This window comes from Anaerobranca gottschalkii DSM 13577 (assembly GCF_900111575.1).
In the GTDB taxonomy this organism is placed as follows: domain Bacteria; phylum Bacillota; class Proteinivoracia; order Proteinivoracales; family Proteinivoracaceae; genus Anaerobranca; species Anaerobranca gottschalkii.
This window is the reverse complement of the sequence record NZ_FOIF01000001.1, coordinates 100028-121001: the sequence shown is the minus strand read 5'-3', so window position 1 is coordinate 121001 and position 20974 is coordinate 100028. Positions and strand designations below refer to the sequence as shown.

Genomic DNA, 20974 nt, shown 5'->3' with positions numbered 1-20974 from the left:
GAAAGAAGATGGGGAAAAAAGGTTTTACCCTATTAGAAGTAATAATAGCGATATTGATTTTGAGTATTGTAATTTTAGCTGCTATTCCTGCCTTTTACAGCCAGCTTATAACACTGCAGGAAGGGAAGACTTTGACAGAAAAAGCCTTTGAAATACAAGGGGAGATTGAAAGGGAAATTACAGAAATTAAAAGGAGGACTCTAGAAGAAAATCCTAGTTTAGAAAAAGAGGAAATAGAATTATTTGGTAAAAAGGTTTCTCTATCTAAAGGGGAAGTTAATTTAAAAAATAACAGTTCCATTACATTTTATATTTCAAGGCAGTTAACCCTTAGAAGGAAAAAGAATCCCCCTGTAGCTAAAGGGGTAAATATTCAAATCAGCACAGACCCTAACAATTTTACTGCAGATATTGATAAAAATCCTTTAATTGAAGGTTTTTATCAGGTAGAAGAAGGAGATAATCCCTACTATTTATCCCTCTACCAATGGTATGTTTCTAGGGAAGGGATAGTAGATCCCCAATTTCCCCAAGATTATACTTTAGTTAGTACAGGAAAAATTTTTTCGAACTATAAAAATTATCCTAACCGGTTTGCGATTTTTACAGTAGTTCCCGTTGATGCCTTTGGTTTACGGGGTAGAGAGATATCTAGTCAAACTATATATATTAGGGGAAATGATTGGAAAGATGGACACTTTCCTTGGGTCGATTTAAATGGCAATGGGGTTTATGATGAAGGAACAGATGTAAGGTTAAATTTAGAACAACTATATGATTTAGATACCGCACGAGGAATTTACGATGAGGATTTAAACCTTATACCTTTAGAAGGAGGCTCCCTTTATTTTCCTAGAAATATTCAACTAGAATTAACTGGAGATCAAAGGATTAACTGGAATGTTTGTAAAAGTATCCATTTTGCTGGAAAAATTGTTGGATTAAATTCCACAGATATAACAATTAACAGTAGAGAGGGAAGTATAACTTTTCATGAAAGAATTGGAGAAGATATAGCAATAAAGACAGAGGGAGATGTTATAATCACAACAGAAGGTAGGGGAAATATCAATATTCAAAAAAATAATGGAATAAATGGGGGAGGTAGGTTAACCTTAGCCCCTAAAGGGAGGATAAATATTTGGGAGACCCAAATTATTGCCTCTGACATTATTTTAGATACCCAAAGGGATAATTTTTTAGCTGGAAATAGAACTATAGCTTTGACAGACTCCCACTTACTTTTAAAACATAAAGCAAACCATAGTGGCAATATTTTAATTAAAACATCCCATGATTTTATAATGGAAAGGGGTTCTATTAGAGAAATTGGTGGTAATGGAAAACTTATCTTACAGGTTTTAGGTGATATTAAATTGCCACCGATTGTAGATATAGATATTTATTAATTATCATAGTAGGTTAGTTAAAAGATAAAGTCCACTTCTACAAGACTTTGTCTTTTCTTTTTCAAAACTTAATAAAAAATTCATAGCTTTTTTACATTTTTTGTTATACACTAAAAGTAGAAAGCTTAAGGGGGAATTTACTTGAAAAAGGTAATCTTTTATATAATTGTAGTTTGTATGCTCCTTTCCTTTATAGGAATAGAACGGGTATATGCTGCCGATTTAGAGTTAAAAGTAGTGACTAACTTTGTTAATGAGCCTATCATTTATGAACGGTGGAACAAAATAGAAGTAACTATAACTAATAAAGGAGATAGGGATTTTGCCGGTAGTGTCATCCTGGACTACCGAAGTAAAGTTATCCAAGAGGTTTTTATCCAAAGTGGGAAAAAAGTAACCTTAGACTTTTCCCTTCCTCCTAATTTTTTAGACAGCTCATACAACGATGTGGTTATACAGGTTGTAGATTCTAGGGGGAGAGAGGTTACTAAGAGAAATCTATCTGTTATGTGGAACCCTAGTACTGAAAAGGTGGGGATTATAGGTTCTAGGGTAGAAAGGTATAATTTATTAAAAACCTTAGGAAGAGAAAGTCTGGTAACTTTAAAAGGGGAGGATTTTAATAACTTTTTACCTTTACAGAATTTCTCAATGATTGTTATCGATGATTCGAAAGATTTTAATTTAACCGGTGCCCACAAGGAAAATATTGAGCTTTGGGTTAAAAGGGGAGGTACCTTGGTAATAGGTGCTAATAATACCGGTTTTGATTTCCTGCCCTATAGGGTTACCGGTAGTGAGATAAAAGAAATAGACCTCTTTGACGTTACAGAGGAGGTATTGTACTTAAAGGGAGAACCTTTAGGTGATGTATTGTTAGAGCATGATGGACTCCCTATATTGGTTAAAAAAGACTTAGGTCGAGGTACTGTTATTTTTTCTGCAATTCCTTTAACAGATAATGTGTTTACTAAACCCCAATTCTTTACTGGATTTTGGTCATACATTTTACCTAATACTTCAGAAAACCATTTACAGAACAATATCTATAGGTTAGGGCTACTTAGGGATTTAAGGAATGTTTTTAGTAAAGGTGATTTTAATCTTACCTTTTTGAAACCAGGGTTTTTAGCCTTAGGTTTAATAATCTATATTTTAGTTATCGGGCCCCTTAATTTTTATTTATTGAGAAAGTGGAAAAAGTGGGATTTCGGTTGGTTGACTGTTCCTTTACTTGCCATTTTCTTTACCACCTCTTTGTTTATTATCGGAAGTACAGGGCGGAGTAAAGAAATCGTCGATACCCAAGTTAGTATTATTGAATATCTAGATGAAAATCAAGCCTTTGTAGATAGCTATATTAGCATTTTCTTACCTTCTTCTAGGGAGAAAAGGGTGGAGGTTGAAGATGGTTTGACTTTAACCCCTTTAACTAATGGTATTTCCTTAGTAAACAATAAGTACTTTGATTTATCGGAGGGAAGGATCTGGTCTAATCAGAGGGTCCATGTGACAAAGGTAGTTAATAAAAAAGCTCCTGTGGTTTCAGTAGATATATTTCACTATAAAAAAGAAGTGGTGGTGGAAAATAAATCAGAAGCTGACTATTTTGCCTCCTTTATCCAAATTGGAGGAGAGTGGCATTCCTTAGGGGAGATAAAAGGGGGAGAAAAGAAGAGTTATACTTTAACTTCAGGTACGAGAAATATCGATTACAACTTTTTATTCCAAAGGTATAACAGTCCTAATAGGTGGATGTTCTCAGAGATAGGGGAAAGATTAGCGGAAGGGATGGTTACCTTTATTGCCTTTGAAGATACCTTATCTCCTGTTACTATTCGCCAATCTAAAGGAACAGAAGGGTTAAATATTTATCTGTTATACCAAAATGCCATCAATGTGGATTATCGGGAAATAACCGGTATCCGGAATCTCCCGGGAGTGGTAACTAAAGTCAAAGCTGCTGACTATACCAAATGGGGAAATGCCCATTTTGTTCGAGGAGATGGAGAGGTTGAAGTGGTTTTCACCTTACCTTCTGGATTAGATTACAGTGGTAATGGTTTAGTTCTATCTACGGAACTTTACCATTATGGTAATGTCAAATTACAAATATTAGATATTCAGGGAGAATGGAAGGAATTATCTTTAGGAGGTATGGTCAACCTGGGAAAGGCGGAAAATTATTTATTAGGAAATGTAGTTAAAGTTAAACTTTTAGTTAGTCAAGGGGCAAGTGTAGATATTAATCCCCATTCCTTTAAGTTGTCGGTAGTGGGAGGTGGCCAGTAATGTTTAAAATAGAGAATTTAGTTAAAAACTACGGAAATTTCACAGCAGTAAATGATATTAGTTTTGAAATAGAAAAGGGCAGTATTTTTGGTTTGATTGGACCCAATGGAGCGGGGAAGACTACAACTATGAGGATAATGGCTACCCTTCTCACCAAAACATCGGGGAACATTTTTTTAGGAGGGCAAGACCTTTATAAAGATATTAAGGAATCCCGGAAGATGTTGGGATATATGCCGGACTTTTTCGGTGTTTACGACGATTTAAGGGTTTCAGAATACTTAGAGTTTTATGGGGAAGCCTATGGTTTGAATCTGATAGATGTCCGGAAAGTTATCCCTGATTTATTGGAATTGGTGGGCCTTGGCCATAAGAGGGATGATTTTGTCAATAACCTCTCCCGGGGGATGAAACAGCGGTTGTGTTTAGCCCGGACTTTAATCCACCAGCCAGAGGTATTGATCCTCGATGAACCGGCATCTGGTTTAGATCCTAGGGCCAGGGTGGAGTTAAGGAATATCTTAAAAGAGTTACAAAAAATGGGGAAAACAATTATCATCAGTTCCCACATCCTACTAGAGTTATCCCAACTTTGTACCCATGTAGGAATTATTGTCGATGGTAAAATGCCAATTATCGGTCCTATGGATAAGGTCCTATCCCAAGTTCAAGGAAACACTTTAGTTCAGATTAAAGTTTTAGAAGATTTAGAGAGGGCTAAATTGTGGTTATTAGAACAACATAAAGTTGTCAATGTAGATATCAACAACTTAGGAGATTTTGAAGTGACATTTTCTGGAGATGAAAGGGAAATGGCTGTGCTACTTAAAGAGATGGCGGAGAAGTTTTTAGTTCTTTCCTTTAACCCTCAAAGGCAAAATCTTGAGGAGATCTTTATGGAGCTTACGGAGGTGAATGGCGGTGAAGGTTAGAGTAAACCCTATACTGACAAATGAATCCCGGCTGAAAATGAGGAATTGGCGGACCTTTGCCTTAATCGCCATATACTTGGTGATTTTAGGGGGATTAGGGACGATGTTTTTCGCCACTGCCTATTGGAGTTTACAATATGGTGGAGTGGATTTATCAGAAGTGGGAAGAAATCTATTTATATTTTTGAGTATCATCCAGTTTTTAATGATTTACTTTATTGTGCCAGGGTTCACCTCCAATTCCATAACAGCGGAGAAAGAACGGCAAACCTTTGATCTTTTAGTTTGTACCCAACTAACACCAATGAACATTATAAGTGGAAAACTATTTTCTGCCTTAAATAATGTGGTATTATTGATTTTTGCTTCCCTTCCTGTATACGGTCTAGTGTTTTTACTAGGGGGAGTGACGGTGGGAGAACTGGTCAAGTTAGTCCTTATTTATCTCTATACCGCCTTTGTCTACGGTGGTTATTATACTTTCCTTTCTTCTAAATTCAAAAAAAGTCAACCGGCTGTTATTGTAAGTTATGTTTTGGCTTTGATGTTCTTAGGTTTAACTGTGATTATAACTACTATTATAGCGGGGTTAACCCAAGTTAGAAATTTACCCTTACCTTTCCCTTATTTTCTCTTGCTAAATCCAGGGAGTATTGCAGAATTTTTATACCCAGAAGTAGGGGAGGTTTTTAAAGCTATAAGTGGTGGTAAGTATCCCTTTACAGGGATATTACAAGGGGTAAAGTTTTGGGCATTGTCCGGTAGTATCAATATTATTTTAAGTGGTTTAGCCCTCTATTGGGCTTCAAAGGAAGTAAACCCTCTCAAAAAGGGGAAGAGGAGTGGGTAAAAAATGAAATGGCCTGGAGAATTAGCAAGGCTAAAACCGGTAGTTAACAAAATTTTACTAAAATATTGGTGTGAATCCCTTTTAGGAATAATTAGTGGTGTCCTTTTGCTAAATATTCTCTTTACCTTTATTTCTCTCTTTTTAGTAGCACTTCCTTTGGGAGTAATTTACTTGGGTAATTTCACCCTTATCCTTTACTTAGGCTACCATTTTTATAAAAGGAGGCCTAAAGTTTCAGAAATAGCCACCTTTTTAGATGGTAAGCTAGGAAGTAAAGAGAGGATTTTAACTTATCTGGAATTTACTGAAAAACCAGATAGCCAAAGGAATCCTTTGTTCTGGGAAATGAAAAGGGAAGTAGAGGAGTTTGTCAAAAGATCTCCCCTTCAAATAAACCTTGATATGAAGGGTATTGCCAAAAAAGGGCTGGTATCACTTCTATTGACAGTAATTTTCCTATCCCTTCCCCTTTTAAGTGAAGGGATTGACAGGGATAGTTTCTTTGAAGATAAGAAAAAAGAAGTTATTGAAGAAATTGAGGAAGATCTTCAGTATCTAATAGAATTAGATGAAGAAATTTATAAGGATTTAATCGAAGAATTAGAGTTGATTAAAGAACTAATGGAAAACAGCAAAAATATGGAGGAGTTAGAGCTGTTAATGAGGGAATGGCAGGAACTCCTTTTAGAAAAAATGGAAGAATTGAAAGAAGGTTTAGATGTTATAGATAGGTTAGAAGAACTATTAGATCAACCTAATCCCAACAATAATTTAGAAGAAATAATGGAAAGGATAGAATCCTTAAAAAATCTTCCCTTAGATCAAGAAACACTAGAAAGAATAAGTGATTTAATGGAGAAGAAAGATTGGGAAGCCTTAGGAGATTTATTAGATGATCTAAAGGGTAAACTTTCCCTTAAGCCTTTAGAAGAACTTTTGGGAGAAATCGATGGCGGCAGTGACGGTAATGGCAATAATGGTAACAATGGTAATGATGGTAATAACGGTAGTAATGGTAATAATGGAAATAATGGTGACAATGGCAATGACGGGGATAACGGTAGTAATGGTGGGGATGGACATTCACCGACGGGAGAAGATGGGAAAAAGGAACATGAATTTACCTATATTCCCAAAGATGCCCAGTTGATTTTGGAAGGGGCGGGGGAAGATGGTTATACTCTAGAAGAAATCCTCAAACTTAATCCAGAAATTACCAATATTCCATATAATGATATCTACAGGGAGTATTATACCCAAGGGATGACATCAATTAGACGTGGAGAAATCCCTAAACCTTTAGAAGACTATATTAGGCAGTATTTTAAAGCTATTGCCCCTTAAGGAGGTTTTTTATGGATTTAGTTAAAAAAATAGAGAAGGTAAAGGAAGAAATTGGGAAAATAATGGTAGGGCAGAGGGAAGTTATAGATTTAAGCCTTATAGCCATCCTCTCCGGTGGCCATGTTTTGTTAGAAGGGGTACCGGGACTTGGAAAGACTATGTTGGTAAAAACCTTAGCTAGGGTGTTAAACATCAGCTACAACCGGATCCAATTTACCCCTGATTTAATGCCTTCTGATATCACCGGAACCAATATCATTATCCCGGGGAAAGGGGAAGATTTTCAGTTTAAAAAAGGACCGATTTTTGCCAACTTAGTATTGGCCGATGAGATCAACAGGGCGACACCTAAAACCCAAAGTGCTTTACTAGAGAGTATGCAAGAAAAAAAAGTGACAGTCTTTGGTACAACTTATCCATTACCGCAACCTTTTTTTGTCATGGCAACCCAAAACCCATTGGAAATGGAAGGAACATATCCCCTACCAGAAGCCCAATTAGACCGCTTTTTATTTAAAATTGAAGTACAATACCCTCCCTTCGAAGAATTGAGGGAAATTGTCCTTCGAACTACAGGTAGTGAAGAAGGGCAAATCCAACCGGTAATGGGAGGAGATGAACTGATAGAATTTAACAAACTGGCTAGGGAAGTACCCGTTGCGGAAAAGGTTTTAGATTTCGCCATTAAAGTTGTTTCAGCAACCCATAAAACTACACCCTTTGCTACTGACAAAGTAAAAAAATATGTAGAAGTAGGGGCAAGTCCTAGGGGTATTCAAAGTATAATTTTAGCTGCTAAAGTTACAGCCCTCCTTGATGGTAGGTATAATGTCAGTTTTGCCGATATCGAGAAAGTCGCTATCCCTGCTTTGAGGCATCGACTAATCCTGAATTTTGAAGGGATAGGGGATGGGGTAAAGGCAGATGAGATAATTACTGATATTTTAAATAGTGTGGAAAAGGGATAGATTATGGCTTGGGAATTCACTATAGATTATCAAAAGTTGAATACCTTAGCATTAATTTTCAGAACGGGTCTTACCGGAACCAGCAGTGGTAAAAGGCTGACCAATAAATACGGTACTTCTTTGGAATTTGCCGATTATCGTCCATATCTACCGGGGGATGATATCCGCCGGATAGATTGGAGTTTATATGGTCGGTCTAAAAGGCTTTATACAAAACTTCATCGCAGTGAAATTGATGCTACAATAAATATCTTAATAGATACCAGTAAATCCATGGATTTTGGCGATCCCCACAAAGGCTATAAAGCTTTGGAATTAAGTTTAGGTTTAAGCTATATTAGTTTAAAGGCATTAGATCGGGTGGGGATATATTTAGGAAGGGAAACTATCTATGACCATTTAAAACCCCTCTATGGAGGAAATAGTTACAACAAAGTGCTAAAATTTATGGAAAAAGTGGAATTTGCAGGATTAGGGGATTTAAATAGTTTTATCCTTTCAGCTAAATCTCTGTTGAAACCTAAAGGGGTAACTATCCTCTTTTCTGATTTTCTCTCACCTAATGGTTATGAAAGGGGTCTTAACACATTACTATCACTTGAACATGAAGTGATAGTTTTTCAGATAGCCAGTGGAGATGAAATAGATCCTATGTTAAAGGGTGGGGTAAAACTCGTTGATAGTGAAACGGGAAAAATAAAGGAACTAGATTTAGATTACTGGTCATTGAGAAGGTATAAGGAAAATTTTCAAAAACACCAAAGGGAAATTGAGGATTTTTGTAAAAAGAGAAATATCAGTTATTCCTTTGTCGATACAAAGGAAAGCCTTTATCAAACCCTTTATTCCCTCAAAGGAAAAATAAAATAGGGGGTGGGGAAATGAACTTTTTAAATCCTTTAGGACTGATAGCCTTACTAGGTTTACCAATTATCATCCTTTTTTATATGGTAAAAAGAAAGAGAAATCCCATTATAGTTCCCAGTATTTTCCTTTGGGAAAAGTTAGATCGCCCCACTTCCTCTGCCTTTAACTTAAACAAACTCTTGAAAAATCTCTTGCTATACCTTCAGCTTTTAGTTGTCTTACTTATTGCCTTATCTTTGGCAACCCCTGTCCTTTTAGGGTTTGGTAAAGAAGATGTCAATATAATTGTCATATTAGATACATCTGTTTCTATGGGGGTAAGGTCTGATGGCCAATCCCGGCTAGAGCAAGGAATAGAGAAGATAAAAAAATTGATAGATGGTAAGGGCCGGGATAGTTATATGGCCATTATAGCGGGGGGAGAGTTTTTAACAGGCCTTACTAAAGATAAAGGGCAGTTATACGGAAGTTTAGAAAATATTAAAATTAAAGGGGAAGCCTTTGATATTCAAGAAAATTTTTTATTAGCCCAAAGTTTAGGGGAAACCTTAGAAAAGAAAGAAATTTATTTGATTAGTGATGGTAACTTTGGAAATATTGGAAGTATTACTATACCCTTTACTTTTCTTCCAGTAGGGAAGGGTGAAGTTGAAAACATTTATATAGCTAATATGATAGTAGAAGAGGGTCGGTTGTTATTGCGACTTGGCAATAACGGAGTAAAGGATATCACCACATATGTCAATATTTATAACAGTGAAGGGGAAAGAATTGGGAGAAGGAATGTAGAAATTAAAAGGGGAAGTTATGCCGATTTTCTTTGGAGAAATCTCCCCGATTCCCCTTGGTATAAGGGAGAAATAGAGTTTAGAGATGATTTCCCAGAAGATAATCTTTATTACACCGTCAACGAAAAAGTTAAACAGGGTAGAGTCCTATTAGTAACAGAAAACAATCCCTTTTTGGAAAAGGCATTGCTTTTAAATCCTAACCTTAAAGTCAGCAAAATTCCTCCTAAGCGTTTTGAGGAAGGGTTACTTACCGGTTATGATATCTATGTCTTTGACGGTTATTTACCAGGAAAACTTCCTCAAGGTTCTATGTTGGTTTTTGATCCCCCTTATCCTAACGGATATTTTCCCCTTTCTAAGCCCCAAAAACTTGTAAATATCTCCCCTGAAGGGAGTAGACTCTTTAATTTTGTAGATTTTACCGATGTCAATATATATTACAGTAAAATATTGGAAGAGGGCAAAGGGCTATTAAATAGTGATAAAGGGAAGATAGGGGTGGAAATGGAAATAGGTGGTTATCCCGCTATTATCTTTGGTTTTCCTTTACAAGGGGGAGATTTACACTTAAGACCTGCATTTCCTGTACTTATCCTCAATATCATGGATTATTTTTTAGATTCTACTAATGTGGTAGATAACTTTAAACTCCATCATTACCCAGTATATAATCCTCCCTTAGGTGTTAAACAGCTCCAAGTAATTACACCTTCTGGAGGAGAAAAGGTTTATACCGGGGATTTTCCTCAAATAGGGGATCAATTGTCAGAAGAAGGGGTTTATCAATTCATTTGGGAAGATAAAAAGGTATTGTTACCTTTAAATCATCCCCGGACAAGGGAAAGTTTAGCATATAACCCTACGATAACTGCCCCAGGTGGAGAAATTAAAGGTGGGGAAGTTAAAGGGAATTTAAATATAACCCCTTGGTTAATCCTTATAGCAATAGTTCTTTTTCTATTAGAATGGTGGGTGCAGCATTATGTTTTTTAGTTTTTCAAAACCCTATTATTTGTTCCTTTTGTTACCGATAGTTATTTACATCTGGTGGTTTTATATCAAAAACATAAGATCATCTTATTTAACTAAGGGAATATATATTATTCGGACCTTGACAGCAATTTTTCTTATACTCTCTTTAGCTGGACCTTCTATAGTTAAAACTATCGACGGTCAGTGGGTAGTTTATTTAGCAGATCTTTCCTACAGTACAGTCCATGGAGAAAATTTTAAGGAATGGATAGAGGAAAGCAGCAAGTTTATGGGGAAAAAGGATAAAATGGCGGTATTGGCCTTTGGTAGTGATACTCAACTCCTCCGTTCCTTTTCCCGACAAACACCGATCAACTGGAATGTGGGAGTTAATAAAGAATTTACCGATATAGAAAGGGCCCTTAAGGTGGCAGCAGGGTTGTTGCCAGGGGATGTCAATGGCAGGATTGTGTTAATTAGTGATGGCTATGAAAATATCGGGGATAGTCTAGCCTTTGCTAAGATGTTGAGAGGAAATAACATTCCTGTAGATGTTTATCCTTTACACCTTAAAATTGGAAATGAAGTGGCGATAAAGGCTGTCAATCTCCCTGCCAATACCTATCAAGGCCAAAGGGTTTTACTGGAAGTGGAAATAGAAAGTACTTCCAATACTGAAGGGGAATTGACTATTTTTTGGGAAAATAGGGTTATTTATAAAGAAACGGTCAAAATTCCCAAGGGAAGCCAGACCTTAGTTTTCCCTGTAGAAATAACTGGTTCTGGTTTTCAAAGGGTTAAAGCTGTTATTCAATCGAAAGATGACAAAATCTTAGAAAACAATAGGAGTGAAGGGCTTACCCTTGTCGATGCTCCACCAAAAGTATTGGTAGTGGAAGGACGGAAAGATATCGGATTTCCCCTTTACCACCTTTTCAAAGAAAATGGAGTTGATGTTACATTAATCCAAGGGGAAGATTTTCCGAAAAACTTAGAAGGTTTGTTAGATTATAAAGGAATATTTTTTGTAGATGTTCCTAAATACATCTTAGGGGAAACTAGCCTTAATAATCTCAAGACCTTTGTAGAAGTTATTGGGGGAGGTTTTGTCGCCATAGGTGGTAAAAATTCCTTTGGCATGGGGTATTATGGTGATAGTCCCTTAGAAGAAATATTGCCAGTGACTATGGAAGTAGAAAGTCAGCAGGAGTTACCGGGTATAGAGCTGGTATTAGTTATCGACCGGTCTGGTAGCATGGATGGGGAAAAACTTAATATGGCAAAAAATGCTGGTATTTCAGCCTTAGATATACTAGGTGAAAAGGATAAATTAGGGCTCATTACCTTTGACCACAGTTTTTATGTAGACTTTCCTTTAACTGAAGTCACTGAAAAAGACAGGTTAAAAAGGATAATTCAAAATATCACAATTGGTGGGGGAACTTCCATTTACCCCGCCTTAGAAAAAGCTGTAACCTTGTTCACTAAAGAAACCGGTAACAAACATATCATTTTATTAAGTGATGGAGTGGAAGGACCTCAAAACTATGAAGAGTTGTTGGCTAGAATCCGCAGGGAAGGGATAACTTTAACAACAATTGCTTTAGGGAATGATGCAGATCTTCAATTGATGGAATATTTGGCAGTCAACGGTGGTGGTAGGTTTTATGATGTCCGAAATGTGGTAGATTTACCTGGAGTCTTTTCCCGGGAAACATTATTAGTAGCTGGCAATTATATAATTGAAGAAGAATTTACCCCTAAATTAGTGAGCCCTGCCTACAATCCCTTTAAAGGGGGAGCTCCACTTTTAGGAGGATATATAGCTACAACCCTTAAACCCGGTGCTGAAGAGATTTTGACCACCCACCGGGATCACCCCCTATATGCTAGATTTCATTATGGTTTAGGGAAAACAGTGGCTTTTACCTCTGATAGTTATGGAATGTGGACGCAAAATCTCCTATCTAGTCCTGATTTTCCAACCCTTTGGTTAGATACTTTAAATTGGGTTGTCGCTGGCGAAAATTATGGTGATTTGGGGGTTAATGTTCAGTTAAAAGGAAGTGGGGCAGAGGTAGTTGTTAGAGTAATGAACCCATTGGAAGAAGGGGAAACATTAACTATGACCTTAGTAAAAGAAGGGGGAGAAAAGGAACAGGTTGAATTAATTCCCCTATCCAGTAGAGAGTACAGGGGAATAATAGAAAATCTTTCCCAAGGGATATATTTTTTAAATACCTTAAGGAAAAAAGGGGAAACAACCACAGGTTTAAACATTAATGGTTTTACCCTTCCTTATTCTGCAGAATACAGTATCGATAATTTGCAGGATACTGGGTATGTTCTAAGGAAAATAGCTGAAGTTACAGGTGGACGGGTTTTAAAAAGGCCTTATGAAGTTTTTAATGCACCTTACCAAAAAAAGAAGGGCCTTAGGGATTTAACATTACCCTTTTTAGTTTTAAGTTTACTCCTTTTTCTTATAGATGTAGGTTTAAGGCGGATTAAACCCAATATTAAATTTCCCAAGAGAGAGAAAAATCTAGCAATAGTAGATGAAAATGTAAATGTACAAGAAAATACCTTTAATAAATTATTGAAAGTGAAAAAGAGGAAATAGTGAGAAAATGTAGTATATTTATATTAGTTTGCTAAAACATAGGAGGTGCTTTTATGGCTGATATTAGATTACAGAGGTTAGCCCATTTACTAGTGGAATATTCCACAGGAGTAAAAAAGGGGGAAAAGGTCTATATTTCTGGGGAAGCAATAACAATTCCCTTTATAACAGAAGTGGCTAAAGCTGCTATTAAAAAAGGTGCTTTTGTGGAGTATACCGTTAATATTCCAGAAATTGGTGAAACATTGCTAAAGGAAGGTAGCGAGGAACAGCTTTTAAAACCTAGTGAAACCTTTAAATTAGTAGTGGATAACGCCGATGTTTATATAACCGCCTGGGGAACGGAAAATACCAGGGTAAATTCTAATATAGACCCTAAAAAGATTCAAACAAGGGTAAGGGGCAACAGTGAAACAAGGAAGCGTTTTTCAGAAAAAATGGGTAGTGGAGAAATTCGTTGGTGTGGTACCCAGTTTCCTACCCATGCCGATGCCCAAGAGGCCAATATGTCATTGAGGGAATATGAAGATTTTGTTTACGGTGCTGGCCTTTTAGATAAAGAAGATCCCATAGCTGAATGGAAAAAAATCAGTGCCCAGCAGCAAAGATGGGTGGATTATTTAAATACCAAAAAAGAACTCCATATAATAGCTGAAGGTACTGATATTAAAGTAAAGATCGAGGGAAGGAAATGGATCAACTGTGATGGAAGAGTAAATTTCCCTGATGGAGAGATCTTTACATCACCGGTGGAAGATGGTATTGATGGATATATAACCTTTTCATTCCCAGGAATTTATGCTGGAAAAGAAATTGAAAATATTTATTTAGAGGTAGAAAAGGGGAAAGTAGTTAAGGCTACAGCTTCTAAAGGGGAAGATCTCCTCCATGCCTTACTGGATACTGATCAAGGGGCGAGATTTTTCGGAGAAGTAGCTATAGGTACTAATTACGGAATTCAGAAATTTACTAAGAATATGCTATTTGATGAAAAAATAGGTGGAACTATCCATATGGCTATCGGAGATTCCATGCCAGAAGCGGGAGGAAAGAACCGCTCCGCTATCCATTGGGATATGTTATGTGATATGAGAAATGGTGGCAAGATCTATGCCGATGGCGAGCTGTTTTATGAAAATGGAAAGTTTATTGATGAGGTATTAAAAAAGTAAAGGAGCCTGATTGGCTCCTTTCAGTTTGTAGACAAAGTCATTTTTAAAAGTCTGTGGTAATTAAACATTCTAACAAAGTCTCCGTCGAGATTTAAGGCTTCTATCTAAAAGGAAGAAGGGTACCGCTCTAATTCGCCGTCCATGGCTCAATAGAGCTTTCGGAACGTCCTGTTCCTCACCCCTTCTTCCTTTTATCTAATCAGCTCTTAAATCTATCTCCTCGACTTAATCGTATCTTTGTTTAATTACCACAGCTAATGGTGACTTTGTCTATAGTTTGTCTTCAGTCTAAAAGGAGCCTGATTGGCTCCTTTTAATTGTTGATCATTTGACCATTGCCTATTTTTCCCTTAAATCTTCTACCCATACGGGGTCTGCAGTTTTCAAGATTTTCCATTTGTTCCCTTTTTTCAAGGATGAATTCCTTTAATTCTTCAACGGTAACCCCTTTTCGTTCTGCTATTCTTTCTAGCCTTTCTTCATCCTCTAAAGGGTTAATGCACTGTCCTCTGGCCATGCCGAATCTAAAGTTCCAATTTCTTCTGTTAAAGAACCGATTACCTTCCTCTGTTTCTTGGGCAGAGACAAAACCTAAACCTACCACAAAAATACTTAAAACTAAAACAACAGCAAAAATCTTTTTATTTATTTTAACCACCTCCTTGGATTTAATTTTATTATATCTCCAAAATTTAAGATGATAATCAACAGGGTGTAAATAAACTGTAAAAAGTGACAAAAAAATAATAGAAAGATAAAAGGATTTTCACATTAGATGTTGAATAAACTTTATTAAATTTATTTTAGTGGTCTACTTGAGGTGATACTTTTGAAAATTAGAGGAGAACTTTTATTAGTCTTTATTACAATAATTTGGGGAACTACCTTTGCTGTTCTTAAAGCTGCTTTAGAAAGTTTGCCACCCTTTTCCCTCATTGCAGTTAGATTTACCTTTGCTACAATTTTAGGTCTTTTAATTTTTTGGAGAGAAATAAAAGAGATTAACAAAGGGGAAATTAAAGGTGGCATAATTTTAGGACTACTGTTGGCAGGGGGGTTGATTTTCCAAATCACTGGGTTAACTTATACTACTGCAGCAAAGGGCGCATTTTTAACAGGGTTAGCAGTGGTTTTCGCTATAATAGGTACAGCTTTATTGAGTTTTGAAAAAGATTTACCCTACGGAATAAACTATGGTGATATATTAGTTCTATTTTGTGCTTTGTGTTTTGGTATTACAAACCATAGGTCAGAAAAAGGTCAGCGGACAGAGGGCAGCAATTATTTTTACTTTAGAGCCGGTTTTTGGAGTAGTATTTGCATACCTGTTATTAGGGGCTTTTAACAGTTAAACTATATTTATAAAACAATCTAAATATCTATAATAATTTTATAAATGAGGAAATTGTCAGGGGGTGATAAATCTAATGATTAAAACCTATAAAGTAATGCTTCTACCTAACAAAAAACAAAAAACTAAATTAAAAGAATGTGCAGGGGTTGCAAGATGGGCATATAATTGGGCTTTAGCTACAGAACAAGAGAATTATAATAACGGTGGCAAATTTTTAAATGACAGAGAACTTAGAAAAATATTAACTGAGCTAAAAAAGACAAAAGAATACTCATGGCTTAATGACTATTCAAACAATATAACCAAACAAGCAATAAAAGATGTATGTATTGCATACAAAAACTTCTTTGAAGGCAGAGCAGACTTTCCTAAGTTTAAGTCAAAAAAGAAAAGTAAACCTAGTTTTTATGTAGATACAGAAAAAATTAAAATAACCCCAACCCATGTAAAATTAGAAAAATTAACTAACAGTAAAAAGCCCAATAAGCAAAAACTAAATTGGGTTAAACTTGCTGAAAAAGGAAGAATACCTGTAGGTGATAATATTAAATACTACAACCCAAGGGTAACATTTGATGGACTTAACTGGTACTTAACAATAGGAGTAGAAGAAGTAGAATATAAGAATAAAGAATATACAGAGGGTATAGGAATAGATTTAGGAGTAAAAGAATTAGCTACAATAAGTACAGGACAAAAGTACAAAAACATAAATAAATCAAAGAAAGTTAAGAAGTTAGAGAAAAGACTTAAACGATTACAACGAAAATTATCTAAAAAATATGAATTAAACAAAATACAAACAGAAGGAGGTGAATACCGTTACAGAAAAACTAACAACATTAAAAAGTTAGAACACCTTGTTCTAAAAACACGAAGAAGGCTAAAAAATATAAGGAAAGACTATCTCCATCAAATAACTACATCATTGGTGAAAACCAAACCAGAATATGTAGTTATGGAAAACCTAAATACAAAGGGAATGTTAAAAAACAAAAAGCTATCTAAAGCAATCCAAGAACAAACATTCCGTGAATTTAGAAGACAGATGGAATATAAATGCCAATGTAACGGTATTAAATTTATCCTTGCAGAAAAATTCTATCCTTCATCTAAAATTTGTAGCAGCTGTGGAAGTATAAAAGACAAACTTTCTCTATCAGAAAGAACTTTTATCTGTAACGTTTGTGGTTATAAAATAGATAGGGATTTAAATGCAAGTATAAATTTAAAAAATTACGGTAAATCAATAGCATAGCACTTAAAGCAACTATTGATATGTACCGATACGTTAGTCGGGAATTTAAGCCTTCGGAGTGTTAAACCAAACAGGAGTAGAATTTTTCGAAACTGGACACGATGAACAAGGAAGGAAACATAAACTTTTATAAGGTTTGATAAAAACTTTGTAAAGTTTTATAAGTTTTCTGTAACGGAAACTTTAACTTATCAGCAATTAGCCGGTTGTATTGTAATTTTTTCCGCAATTTTGTACAATGAAATAAATGGTGATTTAATAAAAACAGTAAAAAAAGGTGCTTTTTATGACCGGTAATAATATAATGGTTGTAAAAGGAAAAGGAGGTTTTTTGTAGTGAAAAATGTAGCAGTAATTTTTGGAGGACGGTCTGGAGAACACGAAGTTTCTCTACAGTCAGCAAAATATATTATGGATATGATAGATAGGGAACTATACAATGTAGTTCCAATTAAAGTAACTAAAGAAGGGGAGTGGTTTACCGATTTTAAACCGATATCTATTCGCCTCTTTGGACAAAACCGTGGGTTTATGGTAAAAGGGGAAAATGGTTGGGAAGATTTAGAGATAGATGTGGTTTTTCCTTGTATTCACGGCACTTACGGAGAAGACGGCTGCTTACAGGGTCTATTAGAAATCTTAAACATACCCTATGTCGGGAGTGGTGTTTTAGGTTCTGCTGTTGGTATGGATAAAGGGATGATGAAAAGGATTTTTGCACAAAAGGGGTTACCTGTAGGACCGTATATTTCCTTTAATAATTATCAATGGCAAAGGGATAGGGAATCTCTTATACAAGAAATGGAAGCCTTAGGTTATCCACTCTTTGTTAAACCAGCAAATTTAGGTTCCAGTGTAGGAATATCTAAAGCTAAAAATAGAGAAGATTTATTAAAGGGAGTGGAATTAGCCCTTCAGTATGATATTAAAATCGTTGTGGAAAAAGGATTAATAGCTAGGGAACTAGAATGTAGTGTTTTAGGGAATAATGAACTATTTGTTTCTATAGTGGGAGAAATAGTACCGGGAAACGAATTTTACGACTATAATGCCAAATACATTGATGATAACTCCAAAATAATCATTCCGGCGGAAATATCTCTAGAGGTAGAAAGGGAAATACAAAGGTTAGCAAAAGAAGCATTTAGAGCATTAGACTGTTATGGTTTAGCTAGAGTAGACTTCTTTTATGACAATCAAGGTAACATTTGGCTAAATGAAATAAATACTATTCCAGGCTTTACCCGGATAAGTATGTATCCTAAATTGATCGAAGCAAGTGGAATCAATGGTAAAGAACTGGTTATGAAACTAATAGAATTAGCTTTGGAAAGAAAGGAAGAAATAGCAAAGTTAAGGCGGGATTTCTAATGGTGAGGATTATCTTTGTAAGACATGGGGAAACAGAGTGGAATCTCCAAAAACGCTGTCAAGGACAAACTGATGTAGAATTGACTTTTAGGGGGTTGAGCCAAGGAAAAGTCTTGGCTCAACGGCTTAAAAATTATCCCTTAGAAGCCGTTTATACCAGTGATCTAAAAAGGGCCCAAGCCACTGCCCAAGAGATAGTTAATCATAAAGACATTAAAATACCTTTAATTTCTGAACCCCTTTTACGGGAATTTCATTTTGGAGTTTGGGAAGGGTTAACAACGGGGGAAATCTTTGAAAATTATCGGGAATTAGCCTTAAAGCGAAATACTACCCCTGATGTAGAAATACCCCAGGGTGAGAAATATGCCGACCTTGTTACCCGCTGTCAGAGGTTTGTGGAAAATTGTTTAGCTAAACATCAGGGAAATGTTTTAGCTGTTACCCACAGTGTTTTTATTAAAGCCTTACTTCACCATTACCTTCAACTACCATGGCCGGTAGTAAAAAACAACCTTTATATTGACAACTGTAGCCTTACTATTTTAAAGGTTAGTGAAGAAAAAGTGGTGGTGGAAAGGATTAACGATACAGCCCATTTTGAACTTTTAGAAGTGGTTGAAGCAAGACATTAAAGAGGAGGGAGTTTTTGTGTTTAAAAATTTAACTGTGGAGAAATTTTTACAAGAAGTAGCCAGTGAAAATCCAACACCCGGTGGTGGAACTGTAGCTGCAATTTCCGGGGCAATGGGTGCTAGTTTAATTTCAATGTTTTGTAGAGTTACAGCAAAGGGGAAAAAATACGTTGATGTCAAAGATGAAATGGAAAGAATAGGGGAAGAAGGGGACAAAATTAGAGAAAAGTTATTAAAACTTGCCGATGAGGATACTAAGGCCTACTTAGAAGTGATGCAAGCTTTTAAACTTCCCAAAGAAAGTGAAGAAGAAAAAGAAAAGAGAAGGGAAGCTATAGAGTTGGCAAGTCAAAGGGCTACGGAAGTTCCTTTAGAAACTGCGAAAGAGATTGTTCCTTTATTAGAAATGGTTATAGAGATTGCCCCTAAAGGTAATCCTAATGCCATCAGTGATTTAAAAGTTGGTATGGAACTTTGTTATACTGGTTTTGTTGGAGCTGTTGCTAATGTCCAGGTTAATTTATCTACTTTGAAAGACCAAAGTTTTAAAAAGGAAATAGAAGAAAAGTTAGAAGTGGTGATTGATAGGGCAGAAAAGGCAATAGCTGAAGGTAGAAAGATAATTGCATCTTATGGATATTCTTGCTGAAAAATTAGTAGAATAACTTTAAAAAATTTATATAAAAGCAGGAATTTTAAATAAGTTGTAGAATAAAATATATAAGGGATTTTTATAAATTGTTTTAATAAGTTAATATTTGGTGAATGAACTTTTAGGGAGAGACCTGTAAAGGCGCCGAAGAAGCAAGTTGCTTAGAATAATTTGCTATAAGCAACGAAACTTTCAGGCAAAAGTACCTAAAAGGGACACAACTCTGGAGAGCACCATCGGTGCACCAAAGGGGAACTAAATCTCTCAGGTAAAAAGGACAGAGGCTAAGCAATTGCTTACCCTGTCCTTTATTTATTGTGAATTTTCTCTCAACAGGTTATTTCTAAGAATTTTGAGAAAAAATAAAATGGAGGTGTAAACTTTGGATAATTTGAAAAAAACCCCTTTGTATCCCCTGCACTTAAAATTACAGGGTAAAATGGTGGACTTTGGAGGTTGGGCTTTACCGGTTCAATATACCGGGATAATAGAAGAAGTTAAAGGAGTTAGGACTAAAGCCGGGTTATTTGATGTATCCCATATGGGAGAGATAATGGTTACCGGTCGGAATTCTTTAGATTTTTTGCAAAAAATGGTTACTAACAATGTGGAAAGGTTAAAGGACCATCAAGTACAGTATACTTTAATGTGTTACGAAAATGGTGGTATAGTAGATGATTTACTAGTTTACAAATTAGCGGTAGATAAATATTTGTTAGTTGTTAATGCAGCCAACGTAGAGAAAGATTATAACTGGTTGATGGAACATAAAATAGAGGGAGTGGAAATTGAAAATATTTCCTCAGAAGTAGCTCAAATTGCCTTTCAAGGACCAAAGGCTCAACAAATTTTACAGAAATTAACAAACTATGACTTAAATAATTTGCAGTTTTTCTATTGTGCTGAAGATGTAGAGGTTGCTGGCAGTAAAGTGTTAATTTCTAGAACCGGTTATACTGGAGAAGATGGTTTTGAAATCTATCTATCGGGAGAAGATGCCATAAAGGTTTGGGAAAAGATACTTGAGGTAGGGGAAGGTGAAGTGGTTCCTGCCGGCTTAGGGGCTAGAGATACCCTGCGGTTTGAAGCTTGCCTACCTTTATATGGCCATGAAATTGATAAAGATATAACACCAATTGAAGCTAATTTACAGAGGTTTGTGAAGTTTAAAAAACCAGATTATATTGGAAAAGAAATTTTACAAGACCAATTGGAAAATGGAGCTCCAAGGGAAACTATTGGATTTAAAATGATAGATAGGGGAATACCTAGGGGAGAATTTCCCGTTTTCAACTTAGAAGGTGAAAAGATTGGCCATGTAACTACAGGCTCTTATTCCCCTACTTTAGATTTAAACATTGGTTTAGCTTTAGTGAAAAACTTAAACTTTAAAACCGGTGATCACATTTTAATAGGTGTTCGTAACCGTCAGCTTAAAGCTGAAGTCATTAATATACCATTTTATAAAAGGGAGGATGTTTAAA

The 20974-nt window shown here is 35.8% G+C and carries 17 protein-coding genes, 1 pseudogene and 1 riboswitch; of the genes and pseudogenes, 17 read left to right on the top strand and 1 reads right to left on the bottom strand.

The features are described 5' to 3' along the window. Window positions 1–8 precede the first annotated feature (8 nt). The 10 genes from BMX60_RS00640 to BMX60_RS00595 all read left to right on the top strand — a co-directional run bounded on the left by BMX60_RS00640 (window position 9) and on the right by BMX60_RS00595 (window position 14220). Window positions 9–1409 carry a prepilin-type N-terminal cleavage/methylation domain-containing protein gene (locus tag BMX60_RS00640; protein ID WP_177159624.1) on the top strand — a complete coding sequence of 467 codons (1401 nt, stop codon included), beginning with the start codon at window positions 9–11 and terminating at the stop codon, window positions 1407–1409. Window positions 1410–1550: 141 nt separating this feature from the next. Beyond that, a complete protein-coding gene (locus BMX60_RS00635; RefSeq protein WP_091347881.1) occupies window positions 1551–3701 on the top strand; it encodes a hypothetical protein in 2151 nt (716 codons plus the stop codon). Further along, window positions 3701–4633 (top strand): ABC transporter ATP-binding protein, encoded by a 933-nt coding sequence (locus BMX60_RS00630; RefSeq protein WP_091347878.1) that lies wholly within the window; start codon window positions 3701–3703, stop codon window positions 4631–4633. The genes BMX60_RS00635 and BMX60_RS00630 overlap by 1 nt, the downstream gene beginning before the upstream one ends. Then, complete coding sequence (locus BMX60_RS00625; RefSeq protein WP_091347875.1) at window positions 4623–5483, top strand: ABC transporter permease; 861 nt, start codon at window positions 4623–4625, stop codon at window positions 5481–5483. Before BMX60_RS00630 ends, BMX60_RS00625 begins: the two co-directional genes overlap by 11 nt. A 3-nt stretch (window positions 5484–5486) precedes the next feature. Then, window positions 5487–6827, top strand: coding sequence for a hypothetical protein (locus BMX60_RS00620; protein WP_091347873.1), 1341 nt, complete (start codon window positions 5487–5489; stop codon window positions 6825–6827). Between the two features lie 11 nt (window positions 6828–6838). Next, window positions 6839–7795 (top strand): AAA family ATPase, encoded by a 957-nt coding sequence (locus BMX60_RS00615; RefSeq protein ID WP_091347871.1) that lies wholly within the window; start codon window positions 6839–6841, stop codon window positions 7793–7795. A 3-nt stretch (window positions 7796–7798) separates the two neighbouring features. Continuing rightward, the gene (locus BMX60_RS00610; RefSeq protein ID WP_091347868.1) at window positions 7799–8665 is read left to right on the top strand and encodes a DUF58 domain-containing protein; all 867 of its coding nucleotides are present in this window, start codon (window positions 7799–7801) and stop codon (window positions 8663–8665) included. Between the two features lie 11 nt (window positions 8666–8676). Further along, window positions 8677–10446 (top strand): BatA domain-containing protein, encoded by a 1770-nt coding sequence (locus BMX60_RS00605; RefSeq protein ID WP_091347866.1) that lies wholly within the window; start codon window positions 8677–8679, stop codon window positions 10444–10446. Then, complete coding sequence (locus tag BMX60_RS00600; protein ID WP_091347864.1) at window positions 10436–13048, top strand: VWA domain-containing protein; 2613 nt, start codon at window positions 10436–10438, stop codon at window positions 13046–13048. The genes BMX60_RS00605 and BMX60_RS00600 overlap by 11 nt, the downstream gene beginning before the upstream one ends. A gap of 53 nt (window positions 13049–13101) precedes the next feature. Then, on the top strand, window positions 13102–14220 hold the full coding sequence (locus tag BMX60_RS00595) for an aminopeptidase (protein WP_091347861.1): 1119 nt from the start codon (window positions 13102–13104) through the stop codon (window positions 14218–14220). 313 nt (window positions 14221–14533) lie between these two features. On the opposite strand, the gene BMX60_RS00590 is transcribed toward BMX60_RS00595, so the two are convergent. Next, entirely contained in the window at window positions 14534–14878 is a 345-nt protein-coding gene (locus tag BMX60_RS00590; RefSeq protein WP_091347858.1) for a hypothetical protein, read from the bottom strand. A 162-nt stretch (window positions 14879–15040) separates the two neighbouring features. On the opposite strand from BMX60_RS00590, the pseudogene BMX60_RS12435 reads away from it, so the two are divergent. The 7 genes and pseudogenes from BMX60_RS12435 to gcvT all read left to right on the top strand — a co-directional run. After that, window positions 15041–15370 (top strand): annotated as a pseudogene (locus tag BMX60_RS12435) (EamA family transporter); the annotation flags it as partial. Window positions 15371–15437: 67 nt separating this feature from the next. Continuing rightward, entirely contained in the window at window positions 15438–15572 is a 135-nt protein-coding gene (locus BMX60_RS12430) for an EamA family transporter (RefSeq protein WP_423230148.1), read from the top strand. A 75-nt stretch (window positions 15573–15647) separates the two neighbouring features. Further along, window positions 15648–16832, top strand: a complete 1185-nt coding sequence (locus tag BMX60_RS00580) for an RNA-guided endonuclease InsQ/TnpB family protein (protein ID WP_091347853.1) — start codon at window positions 15648–15650, stop codon at window positions 16830–16832. Window positions 16833–17168: 336 nt separating this feature from the next. Beyond that, entirely contained in the window at window positions 17169–18203 is a 1035-nt protein-coding gene (locus BMX60_RS00575) for a D-alanine--D-alanine ligase family protein (protein ID WP_091347849.1), read from the top strand. Continuing rightward, window positions 18203–18838, top strand: a complete 636-nt coding sequence (locus BMX60_RS00570; RefSeq protein ID WP_091347845.1) for a histidine phosphatase family protein — start codon at window positions 18203–18205, stop codon at window positions 18836–18838. Before BMX60_RS00575 ends, BMX60_RS00570 begins: the two co-directional genes overlap by 1 nt. 16 nt (window positions 18839–18854) lie before the next feature. Continuing rightward, window positions 18855–19487, top strand: a complete 633-nt coding sequence (locus BMX60_RS00565; protein ID WP_177159623.1) for a cyclodeaminase/cyclohydrolase family protein — start codon at window positions 18855–18857, stop codon at window positions 19485–19487. A 116-nt stretch (window positions 19488–19603) separates the two neighbouring features. Then, window positions 19604–19708: riboswitch (glycine riboswitch) on the top strand. Window positions 19709–19872: 164 nt separating this feature from the next. Next, window positions 19873–20973, top strand: a complete 1101-nt coding sequence (gcvT, locus tag BMX60_RS00560) for a glycine cleavage system aminomethyltransferase GcvT (RefSeq protein WP_091347839.1) — start codon at window positions 19873–19875, stop codon at window positions 20971–20973. Window position 20974: the final 1 nt, after the last annotated feature.

Bases quoted from the DNA above. Each gene is read 5' to 3' on its own strand.
- BMX60_RS00640 (WP_177159624.1), top strand. From the start codon at position 9: ATGGGGAAAAAAGGTTTTACCCTATTAGAAGTAATAATAGCGATATTG.
- BMX60_RS00610 (WP_091347868.1), top strand. From the start codon at position 7,799: ATGGCTTGGGAATTCACTATAGATTATCAAAAGTTGAATACCTTAGCA.
- BMX60_RS00580 (WP_091347853.1), top strand. From the start codon at position 15,648: ATGATTAAAACCTATAAAGTAATGCTTCTACCTAACAAAAAACAAAAA.
- BMX60_RS00570 (WP_091347845.1), top strand. From the start codon at position 18,203: ATGGTGAGGATTATCTTTGTAAGACATGGGGAAACAGAGTGGAATCTC.
- BMX60_RS00600 (WP_091347864.1), top strand. From the start codon at position 10,436: ATGTTTTTTAGTTTTTCAAAACCCTATTATTTGTTCCTTTTGTTACCG.
- BMX60_RS00615 (WP_091347871.1), top strand. From the start codon at position 6,839: ATGGATTTAGTTAAAAAAATAGAGAAGGTAAAGGAAGAAATTGGGAAA.
- BMX60_RS00630 (WP_091347878.1), top strand. From the start codon at position 3,701: ATGTTTAAAATAGAGAATTTAGTTAAAAACTACGGAAATTTCACAGCA.
- BMX60_RS00620 (WP_091347873.1), top strand. From the start codon at position 5,487: ATGAAATGGCCTGGAGAATTAGCAAGGCTAAAACCGGTAGTTAACAAA.
- BMX60_RS00595 (WP_091347861.1), top strand. From the start codon at position 13,102: ATGGCTGATATTAGATTACAGAGGTTAGCCCATTTACTAGTGGAATAT.
- BMX60_RS00605 (WP_091347866.1), top strand. From the start codon at position 8,677: ATGAACTTTTTAAATCCTTTAGGACTGATAGCCTTACTAGGTTTACCA.